The organism is Pigmentiphaga sp. CHJ604 (assembly GCF_036972535.1).
In the GTDB taxonomy this organism is placed as follows: Bacteria; Pseudomonadota; Gammaproteobacteria; order Burkholderiales; family Burkholderiaceae_B; genus Pigmentiphaga; species Pigmentiphaga daeguensis.
Genome location: NZ_CP136998.1, coordinates 369,971 through 381,782, shown reverse-complemented (window position 1 = coordinate 381,782; position 11,812 = coordinate 369,971). Strand labels below are relative to the sequence as shown.

At 61.5% G+C, this 11,812-nt stretch carries 9 protein-coding genes and 1 pseudogene; 9 read left to right on the top strand and 1 reads right to left on the bottom strand.

Annotation, left to right across the window (positions count from 1 at the left end; genetic code table 11):
• Positions 1 to 13: 13 nt before the first annotated feature.
• Positions 14 to 799 (bottom strand): GntR family transcriptional regulator, encoded by a 786-nt coding sequence (locus R4823_RS01915; RefSeq protein WP_338617168.1) that lies wholly within the window; start codon positions 797 to 799, stop codon positions 14 to 16.
• A 110-nt stretch (positions 800 to 909) separates the two neighbouring features.
• On the opposite strand from R4823_RS01915, the gene R4823_RS01910 reads away from it, so the two are divergent.
• From R4823_RS01910 to R4823_RS01870, 9 genes and pseudogenes are all read left to right on the top strand, one after another.
• Positions 910 to 1,920, top strand: a complete 1,011-nt coding sequence (locus tag R4823_RS01910) for a tripartite tricarboxylate transporter substrate binding protein (protein WP_087838449.1) — start codon at positions 910 to 912, stop codon at positions 1,918 to 1,920.
• A gap of 7 nt (positions 1,921 to 1,927) precedes the next feature.
• Positions 1,928 to 2,686, top strand: coding sequence for an aspartate/glutamate racemase family protein (locus R4823_RS01905; RefSeq protein ID WP_087838450.1), 759 nt, complete (start codon positions 1,928 to 1,930; stop codon positions 2,684 to 2,686).
• A 302-nt stretch (positions 2,687 to 2,988) separates the two neighbouring features.
• Positions 2,989 to 4,206: a site-specific integrase gene (locus R4823_RS01900; protein WP_132979786.1), complete on the top strand. Its 1,218-nt coding sequence runs from the start codon at positions 2,989 to 2,991 to the stop codon at positions 4,204 to 4,206.
• Between the two features lie 244 nt (positions 4,207 to 4,450).
• Entirely contained in the window at positions 4,451 to 4,768 is a 318-nt protein-coding gene (locus tag R4823_RS01895) for a helix-turn-helix transcriptional regulator (protein ID WP_132979785.1), read from the top strand.
• On the top strand, positions 4,761 to 5,792 hold the full coding sequence (locus R4823_RS01890; RefSeq protein WP_132979784.1) for an ATP-binding protein: 1,032 nt from the start codon (positions 4,761 to 4,763) through the stop codon (positions 5,790 to 5,792). The genes R4823_RS01895 and R4823_RS01890 overlap by 8 nt, the downstream gene beginning before the upstream one ends.
• Entirely contained in the window at positions 5,770 to 8,283 is a 2,514-nt protein-coding gene (locus R4823_RS01885) for a S8 family peptidase (RefSeq protein WP_338617164.1), read from the top strand. Before R4823_RS01890 ends, R4823_RS01885 begins: the two co-directional genes overlap by 23 nt.
• A gap of 45 nt (positions 8,284 to 8,328) precedes the next feature.
• Positions 8,329 to 8,571 (top strand): annotated as a pseudogene (locus tag R4823_RS01880) (S26 family signal peptidase); the annotation flags it as partial.
• A gap of 549 nt (positions 8,572 to 9,120) precedes the next feature.
• Positions 9,121 to 9,339 carry a helix-turn-helix domain-containing protein gene (locus tag R4823_RS01875; RefSeq protein WP_132979783.1) on the top strand — a complete coding sequence of 73 codons (219 nt, stop codon included), beginning with the start codon at positions 9,121 to 9,123 and terminating at the stop codon, positions 9,337 to 9,339.
• A gap of 9 nt (positions 9,340 to 9,348) precedes the next feature.
• Positions 9,349 to 11,805, top strand: a complete 2,457-nt coding sequence (locus R4823_RS01870; RefSeq protein WP_132979782.1) for a DEAD/DEAH box helicase family protein — start codon at positions 9,349 to 9,351, stop codon at positions 11,803 to 11,805.
• The last annotated feature ends 7 nt before the right edge of the window (positions 11,806 to 11,812 follow it).

Here is an 11,812-nt window from a genome sequence, read left to right as displayed (position 1 = left end):
CCGGCGCGGCGCCTTAGCGCATGTAGGCGTTGAAATCCTTGCTGACCCAGACCTTGGCGTCGATGTCGCCCACCCGCGACAGCTCCATCTCGTACTCGTAGCGGTCGGGGCAGTACAGGCCCTGCAGCCAGAGCACGGGCCGATCGTTCACGTCGTAGACCACCCGGCTGACCGACAGCAGGGCCGATCCCAGCGGCATGCCGAGCAGGCCCGCGACGGTGGCATCGGCCTGGCGCGCGGAAATGCTTTGCCGGGCCCGGCCGATCTCCACGCCCGACTCCTCGATCAGCACCAGCATGGCCTTGCGGCCCAGTTGCCGGCGGCCGAGGTTGCCCGCGAACTCGCGCGGCACCCAGGTGGTGATGCAGGAGACGGGGCCCGCCTTGGTGCTGCGCACGCGCACCGCCCGCAGCACCTGCGCACGCGGTTCGATCTGCAGCATCTGCGCCACCGGCTCGGTGGCGGACACGTATTCGTGCTCGATGACCTTGACCGTGGTGTCCAGGCTGGCGGCGATGATGTTGTCCAGCAGCCCCGCCATCCGGTGGGTGGACGAGGCTTGCTGCCCCGCCTGGTCCGGAGGCTGCAAACGCCGCGTCCCCCGGCCGGCCGATCGCTCGATCAATCCTTCCTGGGTCAGGTTCTCCAGGGCCTTGCGAACGGTCGCCCGCGAGACGCCGAACTCTTCCATCAGTTCCAGCTCGCCGGGCACGCGCTGGTCGTACAGGCCATCGCGCAGCCTTTCTTTCAACACCAGGTATACGCTGTGGTACTTCGGCAGGGGCAAGGTTTGCTGCATAGACTGGGGTTCTGTCTTATTGTCTGTCCAATAGAACAATTTAGCTTGACTCGATAGCGAAACCTGGCGGAATATCCACATGCGTTGTCCATATTCTTTCAGGTCCTGCCATGCGCCATCATAGTACAGGGGAACACCGCGCCCACCCCCGCGCGCTGAATATCTGCCGCCGTGCATTTCTGGCCCTGGGCCTGGCCGCGGCTTCGATCACGGTCCACGCGCAAACCTATCCGGACCGCCCCATCAAGCTGATCGTGCCATTCAGCCCGGGCGGCTCGACCGACGTCATCGGCCGCCTCGTCGCCAGCGCACTGGCCGAACAGGTCGGCCAGTCCGTCATCGTCGACAACAAGGGCGGCGCCGGCTCCATCCTCGGGACCGACCTCGGCGCCAAGGCGCCGGCCGACGGCTACACGCTGGTCATCACCAACGGCGCGGCCATCACCACCGGGCCGTTGCTCGGCCAGAAGATTCCCTACGATCCGTTCCGCGACTTCACGCACATCATGCTGCTGGGGACCTTTCCCAATGGCCTCATCGTGCGCACCAGCCACCCGGCGAAGAACTTCAAGGAATTCGTCGAGCTGGCCCGCCAGGCCGGCGGCAAGTACAACTACGGTTCGGCGGGCGTAGGCTCGGCCGGCTTCCTGACCGGCGAAATGCTGAAGCAGAAGGCCCGCCTGGACATGACCCACGTACCCTACAAGGGCACCGGGCCCGCCATGAACGACCTGCTGGGCGGACAGCTCGACGCCATCTTCAACAACATGTCGGTCGCCTCGACCCAGGCCAAGGCGGGCAACGTGCGCATCCTGGCCGTCAGCGGCCCCAAGCGCGTCGCCGCCTTCCCGGACGTGCCCACCATGGACGAAATCGTGCCGGGCACGGTGGGCGAGGCCTGGTTCGGCGTCTCGGCGCCCGCCGGCACGCCAGCCGCGGTCGTCGACCGGCTGCAAGCCGCGCTGGGCAAGGTCATGGCCAACGCCGACATCCGCGCCAAGCTGTCGGACTTGGGACTTACCCCCGTCGGCGCGCCGCAGGCCGAGTTCGTGAAATTCCTGCACGACGAAGACCGCAAGTGGGCGCCCATCATCAAGGCCGCCAACATCAAGCTGGATTGATGCCCGCATGGCCGTCGAATACGCACCCCGGGGGCTCATCGGCCTGCTAACCCCGCAGGCCAACACCACGGTCGAGCCCGAATACTTCATCTTGCTGCCGGCCGGCTACGCCCACATCAATGCCCGGCTGATGAGCGACAAGTCCACGATCGAGGCGCGGCTGGTCGACTACGTGGACAGGCTGGACACCGCCTGCGACCAGTTCGCCAACGCGCCCATCAAGGCAGTCGCGGTGGGCTGCACCGGCGCCTCCTACCTGGTGGGCCGCGAACGCGAGGAACGGGTACTGGCGGGCATCGAGCGCGAGCGCGGCGTCCCGGCCTTCACGGCGGCCACCGCGGTGGTCGCTTCATTGAAGCAATTGGGCGCCCGCCGGATCGCGCTGGCCTCGCCCTACCCCGCCGGGCTGACCGCCGCCAGCAAGGCCTATTGGGAATCCCAGGGGTTCACGGTCGTGCGCGTGGCGTCGGCCGCCATGGACCACACGCAGTTCCATCCCATCTATTCGATGAAAGCGGACACCGCCGGCGCGCTGCTCGATGACCTGGCCCGCGACGACACCGACGCCATCCTGATGCTGGGCACGGGCATGCCCACCCTGACCCCGCTGCTGGCGGCGAACGCCCGGTCGCGCGTGCCGGTGCTGTCGTGCATGCTGTGTCTGGCCTGGATGGGCGTCTCGGCCGTGGATGGCCAGCCCGCGCCGCTGGAACCCTGGCTGCGTGGCGACCACTGGCGCGAGCGCCTCGCGCGGCAACAGCCCTGAACCACCACGAAACGGCGCTTCCACCGGAAAGCGCCGTTTTTTCATCGCCGGGCCGCCCCAAGATGAAAAACACCCCCTTGGGGGGCAGCGCCGCCGCGAAGCGGCAAGCGTGGGGGCCATTTTTCATTTCACCATGACTCCAGTACCGCATTTCGCTGGACTACGCCAAAGCTAGATACAGCAGGTTTATCAATGGATTAGGCGCGTTCACCATATGCCGGTGCTTTCCGAAACCTGACCCGGTTTCCCCGCCAAAGGCTCCTATGAGACTCCCGGGAATCGGGCCATTCCGAGGAGTCATCATGGCAAAGATCAAGCTCACCAAGTCCGCAGTCGATGCGGCACAGCCTCAGGCGCAGACCGTCGAACTGCGGGATACGCTGGTGCCCGGCTTCCTGTGCAAGATTACCCCAGCGGGCCGCAAGGTGTTCATGCTCCAGTACCGCACGAATGCGGGCGAGCGCCGCAAGCCCTCCTTAGGCCAGTACGGGGAGTTGACCGTCGAACAGGCCCGCTCGCTGGCGCAGGAATGGCTGGCCGAGGTGCGCCGGGGCGGCGACCCTAGCGCGGCAAAGGCCGCAGCTCGCTCCGCTCCCACGGTTAAGGAGTTGTGCGTGAAGTTCTTGGAAGACTACTCCAAGGTACGCAACAAGCCCAGCACGCAGGAAGGCTATCAGAGCGTCATCGACCGCAACATCATCCCGATGCTGGGCCGCATGAAGGTTCAAGACGTGAAGCGCCCGGACGTGGCCGCAATGATGAAGAAGATGGCCCACAAGCCCGCCGACGCGAACCGGACATTCAGCGTCATGCGCCGCATGTTCAATCTGGCCGAGGTGTGGGGCTATCGGCCAGATGGCACCAACCCGTGCCGTCACGTTCCGATGTTCCCGAATGGCAAGGCTACCCACCTCATCAGCGACGAGGACATGGGCAAGCTGTTCCGGCAACTCGACAGGATCGAAGCCGAGGGGCTGGAGAATTACGTCATCCCGCTGGCGATCCGCCTGCAATTCGAGTTTGCTGGTCGTCGTGGTGAGATCGTCACGCTCCAATGGGCTTGGATGGACTTCGAAAATCGGCGCGTCGTCTGGCCGGACAGCAAGACCGGCGGCATGTCCAAGCCCATGAGCGAGGAAGCCTATCGGCTGCTTTCGACAGCACCACGCCAGGACGATTGTCCTTATGTGCTGCCATCCCCGAGTCATCCCGGCCAGCACCTGACCACGGGCGAGTATTACAACGGCTGGAGCCGTGCGCTCAAGGCCGCAGGTGCAGCGCACGTCGGCACGCATGGCATCCGCCACCGCTCCGCAACCGACATTGCCAATTCGGGCATCCCGGTCAAGGTCGGTATGGCATTGACCGCGCACAAGACCGTGGCGATGTTCATGCGCTACGTCCACACTGAGGATGACCCGGTGCGCAAGGCGGCCGAACTGGTGGCGAATCGGCGCAAGACGGTGGTAGCGGGCAGGCAGCCCGGCCAGCAGGCCAGAGAGGAAACGGCCACGGCGTGAGATTTCCGGGCCCGGAAACAAAAGCCCCGGCTCTAGGCCGGAGTGTGTATCAGGTCTTACATGATGGGTCGTAGGCTTGCGCCCATTGGAATCCATCACCAACCTTGCCGCTACTCTCCCCAACTTGCGCTCGCCAGCTTCAACCCAACCGCTGGCGTAACGGATCCAGCCTCGCCAACGATGTTCACTGGTGGTAAAATTTTGAGATGTTCACGCTCGTCGCAACCCGAGAGAAACAAGCGCCATGAATGTTGGGCAAGCTATTCGACTGTGCCGAACGCAACGGGGTGTATCTCAAAGCGCCATTGCGAACAGGGCCAACTGCTCTGTGTCGTATCTGTCGATGCTCGAGAACAACAAGCGTGATCCGACACTTTCGACGGTCACAAAAATTGCCGAGGCGTTGCGTGTGCCTGTCGGCCTGCTGTTCGTTCTGGCTGCCGACCAGAATGAACTGGGGGGGATCGACGAGAACGTCGCCGATCAGTTGATGCAGTCTGCGCTGGCGTCGCTGGGAACATCGACCAACAAGACAGCGCAGGTGGGAGGTCACTATGGCTAATGCCGAACAACTCAAAGCGTTGGTGAAATCCCATATCGAACGGGATGACCAGCACTTCTATTCTGTCGCCATGCAGGTTGCGGCCCGTGAAGCGAAGGTGGGCCACGGCAAGCTCGCCGAAGAACTGCGCGACATGATCGACGCGGCGAAAGCCCGTGTCTCGCCGGGTGGCCCCGAGGGCAAACTGGTGCCGTTGGTCCGCCCGCGTGGTGAACTGGCGAGTCTGCTGACGGTTTCCTATCCGAAGAATCGACTTTCTGACATGGTGCTCGATGCGGAGATGGCTGAACAGCTTGGCCGCATCATGAAGGAGCAAAAGCACCACTCACGTATCCGCGAGCATGGTTTGTCGCCGAGACGTAAATTGTTGCTGGTTGGCCCGCCGGGTACTGGCAAAACGATGACAGCCTCAGTGCTGGCTGGTGAGCTTGGTATCCCGCTATTTTGTGTTCGACTGGATGCTTTGATAACCAAGTTCATGGGAGAGACTGCCGCCAAGTTGCGTCAAATATTCGATGCCATCAGTGATGTGCGGGGCGTTTACTTTTTTGACGAGTTCGATGCTATCGGCTCGCAAAGAGGACTGGCCAATGACGTGGGTGAGATTCGGCGGGTATTGAACAGCTTTCTGCAAATGATCGAAAGCGACCAGTCCCATAGTTTGATCGTCGCAGCGACGAACCATGTAGAGATCCTTGACTACGCACTTTTTCGCCGGTTCGACGACGTAATCGAGTATCGGCTTCCGAGCGCGCCGCAGGCCACCAAGCTGATCCAGTCTCGGCTTGGGAAGTTCGCGCCCAAGCCCTTTCCACTCAAAGCCATCACAGCCAGGGCGGAAGGGTTGAGCTATGCGGAGATCAGACGCGCTGTGGATGAATCCATCAAGGAGGCCGTGATGCACGACGAGGAGCGCGTGAAGGCAGACGTGCTAACACGCGCTTTCGACGAGCGCCGCAAATTCAGCCTCAGAATGAACAACAAGAAGGTCGCGCCGAACCATGCCGGATCAACCGCAAGCTAAACGCCCGCATTTCATTCTTCGAGACACATCCCAAGCCGTGGAGTTCAAAGCGCACTCTGCTGGTGGCAGATCGACGCGCGAGGTGCCAGCCCTGCCCCGGCAGCAGCACGGTGCGTCCCTTCGCGGTCAGATCGAAAACTTGAAGCCCGCAGCAGCGGAGGCTGTGCAAGCCCAGCGAGACCTGCAACTGGAAAGCGGGCTGGGTTTGCAAATCCAGTTCTCCAGCCAGCCGGACGTCGAACTGGCGTTCGAGAGCCTGGCGAACGAGACCAAGAAGATCGAGCTTCTTAGCGTTCGTCACGAGGGCAGCCAGACCTTCGCCAATGTCTTTGTCCCTGACGGGGCGCTCGCGCACTTTGAGAAATACGTCTCCGACTATCTGGTGGAGAAGAAAGACAGTCGCGGTCAGGCGCGTGACCACCGGAAGTTGCTGGATGCCATCGACTCCATTCGGGCAGCATCAGTCCGGGCCTTGTGGACTGATGATCCCGACCTCTTGCCTGCTGATTTGACGACTTCCTTTTGGTGGGAGGTATGGCTGCCTGTTCGAGGTCAAGGGCAACGGCAGGTCGTCGTGGAAGATTTCAAGAAGCTCGCCCGCTTGGCAGAATGTGTCGTCAGCGACAAACAGGTCAACTTTCCCGAGCGCACGGTACTGCTGATGTACGGATCGCAGCAGCAGCTTTCTCGGTCGGTGATGACGCTGAATTGTGTTGCCGAACTTCGCTATGCCAAGGAAACCGCCGAATTCTTCGATGGCATGGACGTGGAGGAGCAACGGGAATGGGCGGACGATTTGCTGCGTCGTGCCCAGTTGCCGCCGTCAGATGATGCAGCTCCCCGCGTATGTCTATTGGACTCCGGCGTGACGCGCGCGCATCCGCTGCTGGAGCCTCTGATGGATGCGGGAGACCTGCATACGGTGGAGCCGGCATGGGGCGTGGATGACGAGGCGGATCACGGCACTGGTCTGGCCGGCCTGGCGGCCTATGGCGACCTCACAGATACCCTTTCATCTGCTGACTCGATCAGCGTTCCGCATCGGTTGGAATCGGTCAAGCTGGTGCCTGCGGAAGGTGCCAATGAAGGCGACGCACGTCACCATGCCTATCTTTTTACCGAAGGTGTCGCACGCCCTGAAATTTCCGCCCCGAATCGGGCGCGCGTGTTTGCATCAGCAGTGACGGCTTCGGACTACCGTGATCGCGGCCGTCCTTCGTCCTGGTCTGCTGCTGTCGATGGTCTTGCCGCAGATTCCGACGGGGCGGGTGACAGTCCGCGTCTGTTCGTGCTGTCCGCAGGTAACACGCGCGATCCCAATGCGTGGGCCGGGTATCCCGATAGCCTCGCCACCAATCTTGTCCATGACCCCGGCCAGGCATGGAATGCCATCACGGTGGGGGCTTGCACCGACAAGATCGACACTGAAGACCATCCCTCCTTGAATCCCGTCGCCGAAGCCGGTGGCCTCAGCCCCTTCACGACAACGACCAGAACGTGGGATCGGGCATGGCCGTTGAAACCTGAAGTGGTGCTGGAAGGTGGCAATGCGGCTAAGGACGACCTTGGTGCGGTCGGCATGGCCAGCCTGAACTTGTTGACGACCCACAACCAGCCGCTGGATCGCCTGTTCACCACCAGCAACGCCACCAGCGCAGCTTCGGCATTGTGTGCGGGGATGGCGGCGCAGATCATGGCGGCCTATCCGCACCTCCGACCGGAAACCGTGCGTGCGTTGTTGGTGCATTCGGCGCAATGGAGCGAGACCATGCGAGGGATGTTCTTGCCCGCGGTGCCGAACAAGGATGACTATGTTCACCTGATCCGTCACTGCGGATGGGGAGCTCCGAACTTGAATCGGGCGCTCTGGAGCGCAGGGGATTCGCTGACCTTGCTGGTTGAAGATCAGGTGCATCCGTATGCGAAGGTTCAGGGCAAGGGCATTGTGACGCGCGACATGAATCTGCATTCCTTGCCGTGGCCGAAGGATGAATTGGAGGCGTTGCAGGACACGCCCGTGGAAATGCGTGTCACGCTCTCCTATTTCATTGAGCCCAATCCGTCGGCGCGTGGCGCTGCATCGAAGTATCACTACCCATCGCATCGCCTGCGGTTCGATGTGCAGCGTCCGCTGGATGCGTCCACCGAGAGCTTTGTCGCTCGGGTGAATGCTGCGGCCCAGCGCGAAGATGAGGGCGATCCTGTGAATCCCTCCGATCCCAACTGGCTGCTGGGTGAACGGCAACGGCATCGTGGTTCGCTGCACCAGGATGTCTGGAAAGGCACGGCGGCGGAATTGGCCAGCCGTGGCTTCATTGCTGTCTATCCTTCGGCAGGGTGGTGGCGGACGCGGCCTGCGTTGGAACGCTACGGCCTGCCAGCAAGGTATAGCCTTGTGGTGTCCATTCAGACGCAGCAGACAGACGTTGATCTTTACGCTGCTGTCGCCCAAAAAATCCCTGCGGCTAATGCCATCGCTGTGGATACGTAATGCGCGTCCCGATGTCCCGGCGTTCCGCCATCGGAGCGTGCCGCTCTCAAGCGCGAGGGTTCCATTGTTCCGTATGAGGCGTGTATCACTGATCGCATCGACGGTCTAGCTTCGGCCGCCGTGCTGCCCGCTGCAATCCTGGCAGCAATGCCGTCGCCTCGAACCGGCGAACTGTTCCTCTTGAGTGTGACCAACCCGGCGTCGTTCGACTGCCGGTATTCCGGGCCGGTCAGCACATCCGCCATGATCGGCATGGCGCATCCGTTCTGGCTGGAGTCCCGCCCATGATGGTCGCAGACCCACTGCACGTTGCTGTGCATCTTGTCGTGCCATTGGGCGTGTCGTCCTGCTGGCCGTTGCCATGTCGTCGCGCATGCAGTGTGGGTGCCAATTCTACGCATTGGGCACCGCACTTCGCGCTGCTTTCGACGCAGCCGTCCAACGTGCAGGCGTTTTGCCTCTAACGCGCCCAGCCTGCGGCCATTGACGCGTTTGTCGGCGGGCTGGCTGCTGGTGCAGCAGCGCCGCCGGGCCGCCGACGCCCGGAGTGACAGCGAAGGGCAAAGGCGGAAGGCAAGATAAAAGGTCGCGGCACTTCGCCGCGAGGAAAGCGGGTCTGCACATGGGGTTGGCGCGGCACGCTCAAGCCGGGGCATCGTGCTGCGATGGCACGAAATGCCGCTTGGACATTGGCAAAAGTGCGTGCCTGTCACGGACAGCAAGCTATTCGGGACGGAAGCCAAGCACTCCGTGGCCAGCTCCATATTTACATGCTAGATTGCGTCTTTACGACTTAATGCGACTTTGTGCCGCCACTTCATTGTCGCTGGAGCAGCCGTGACCGAGCCTTGGGTATCCGTTGAACAGATCGCCGAACACTTGGGGGTGACGCGCGATTCCATCTACCGCTGGATCGACCGCAAGAGCCTGCCCGCGCACCGCGTGGGCAGGCTGTGGAAGTTCCAGGTGTCGGAGGTGGACGAATGGGTGCGCGCCGGAGGGGCGGATGAAGGTGCCGCACAATACGAAAAATCAGCAACCTCGCGCCGCAGTTAAGAGGGGCCAATGGACAAATACCAGCTCAGCGAGCGCGACATCTGCACTAAGTTCATCACACCGGCTATTCAGCAGGCGGGGTGGCAACAGCACCAGTTCCGTGAAGAGGTGAGCCTCACCGATGGCCGCGTGATGGTGCGTGGCAAGCTGGCGTCTCGTATCAAGAATCCCGATGCCAAAGGTGGCCCCAAGCGGGCTGACTTCGTACTTTACGGCCGCCCCAACGTTCCCATTGCCGTCGTAGAAGCCAAACAAGCCAAGTTCTCGGTCGGCCACGGGATGCAACAGGCGCTGGCCTACGCCGAAATGCTCGACGCCCCATTCGCCATCAGTAGCAACGGCGATGGCTTTCTGCTGCATGACCGCACGGGTTTGACACAGCCCATTGAGCGCGAGCTCTCGCTCACCGAGTTTCCCGCGCTGAACGACTTGTGGCCGCTGTACCAGCAGTGGAAAGGCTTGGCCGAAGCCTCCGCCGTAAAACTGGTTGAACAGCCGTTCTATTCCGACGGCAGTGGCAAAGAGCCGCGCTACTACCAGCGCGTCGCCATCAACCGCGCCATTGAAGCAATCGCCAAAGGGCAGCAGCGCGTACTTCTGGTCATGGCCACCGGCACTGGCAAAACCTACACCGCTTTCCAGATCATCTGGCGCTTATGGAAGGCCAAGGCTAAAAAACGCATCCTTTTCCTGGCCGACCGCAACATCCTTGTTGATCAGACCATGCAGCAAGATTTCGCGCCATTCGGCGAGGTGATGCACAAGGTCACCAACCGAGAGGTGAAGAAGAACTACGAAATCTATCTGGCGCTCTATCAGGCAGTGACGGGTCGTGAGGAGTGGAAGCAGATCTACCGCCAGTTCCCTGCGGATTTTTTCGACTTGGTAGTGATCGACGAATGCCATCGAGGCAGTGCCGCCGATGATTCCGCCTGGCACGACGTGCTCGACTATTTCAGCAGTGCCACGCACCTGGGCCTGACCGCTACGCCGAAGGAAACCAAGGACGTCAGCAACAGCACCTACTTTGGCGACCCGGTCTACACCTACTCACTGAAGCAAGGCATCGAAGACGGCTTCCTCGCACCCTATAAGGTGATCCGCATCGCCACCGATGTCGATGCCGTGGGCTACACCCCAGAGAAGGGCAAGGTCGACAAGTTGGGCCAAACGGTGGAACAGCGCCAGTACAACACCAAGGATTTCGACCGCAATCTGGTGCTGGAAAAACGCACCAAGCTCGTCGCCAGCAAGGTATGGGAATACCTCAGGGCAACCGACCCAATGGCCAAAACCATCGTTTTTTGTGACGATCAGGATCACGCCGAACGCATGCGCCAAGAGCTGGTCAAGCTCATTCCAGCCGCTGCGAGCAACCGCCGCTATGTCATGCGCATCACAGGTGACGACAGCGAAGGCAAGGCTCAGCTCTCCTACTTCATCGACAACGACGAACTCTATCCGGTCATCGCCACCACGTCCAAGCTGCTCACCACCGGCGTGGATGCAAAGACTTGCAAGCTCATTGTGCTGGACCAGAACATCAACTCGATGACCGAGTTCAAGCAGATCATCGGTCGTGGCACCCGTCTGCGTGAGGACTACCAGAAGCTGTACTTCACCATCATGGATTTCAAGGGTGCCACGCGCCTGTTCGCCGATCCTGACTTCGATGGCGAACCCGTGGTGATTTACGAGCCCAAGCCTGACGAGCCTGTGGTACCGCCCGACACCGAGCTGCCAGAAGGCGCCAACCCGCCAGGCATTAGCGAACCCGAACCGCCACCTTATGGCTCGGACCCAACCGGTGGTGACGACACGCCACCGGGTGGCGATAAGGGAGGTGGCGGAGGTGTTGGTGAAGGCCGCGTCAAATACGTGATCGACGACGTCAACGTGCGCGTGGCGGTCGAGCGCTCCCAGTATCTGGACGCCGATGGCAAGCTCATTACCGAGGACTACCGCGTCCTGCTGAAAGACGACATCAAGAAAACGTTGCAGGCCGAATTCGGCAGCATGACCGACTTCCTCCGCCGCTGGAATAGTGCCGAGCGCAAACAGGCCATCTTGGAAGAACTTGCAGATCACGGCGTACCGCTCGAAATCCTGCAGCAGGCCGTGGCCAACGGCAGCGAACTAGATGTATTCGATCTCGTGGTCCACGTAGCTTTCGACCAAAAACCCCTCACCCGCCGCGAACGCGCCAACAACGTCAAAAAGCGTGACGTGTTCGGCAAATACGGCGAACAGGCCCGCGCCGTGCTCGATGCCCTGCTCGACAAATTCGCCGACCACGGCGTGCAAGACATCGAAGACGCCAAGGTGCTGGAGTTGCCGCCGTTTGACCAGTTCGGCAGCAAAACCCAGATCCGGCGCGGCATTTTCGGCAGCGTCGAGCAATACACCCAAGCCGTGCAAGAACTTGAGCACGCGCTCTACGACCAGAACGAATTGAAACAAGCCTGATCGCGCC

What these genes read in the sequence shown, in the direction of transcription:
- R4823_RS01870 (WP_132979782.1), top strand. Translation starts at nt 9,349, where the DNA reads ATGGACAAATACCAGCTCAGCGAGCGCGACATCTGCACTAAGTTCATC.
- R4823_RS01900 (WP_132979786.1), top strand. Translation starts at nt 2,989, where the DNA reads ATGGCAAAGATCAAGCTCACCAAGTCCGCAGTCGATGCGGCACAGCCT.
- R4823_RS01905 (WP_087838450.1), top strand. Translation starts at nt 1,928, where the DNA reads ATGGCCGTCGAATACGCACCCCGGGGGCTCATCGGCCTGCTAACCCCG.
- R4823_RS01910 (WP_087838449.1), top strand. Translation starts at nt 910, where the DNA reads ATGCGCCATCATAGTACAGGGGAACACCGCGCCCACCCCCGCGCGCTG.
- R4823_RS01895 (WP_132979785.1), top strand. Translation starts at nt 4,451, where the DNA reads ATGAATGTTGGGCAAGCTATTCGACTGTGCCGAACGCAACGGGGTGTA.
- R4823_RS01915 (WP_338617168.1), bottom strand. Translation starts at nt 799, where the DNA reads ATGCAGCAAACCTTGCCCCTGCCGAAGTACCACAGCGTATACCTGGTG.
- R4823_RS01885 (WP_338617164.1), top strand. Translation starts at nt 5,770, where the DNA reads ATGCCGGATCAACCGCAAGCTAAACGCCCGCATTTCATTCTTCGAGAC.
- R4823_RS01890 (WP_132979784.1), top strand. Translation starts at nt 4,761, where the DNA reads ATGGCTAATGCCGAACAACTCAAAGCGTTGGTGAAATCCCATATCGAA.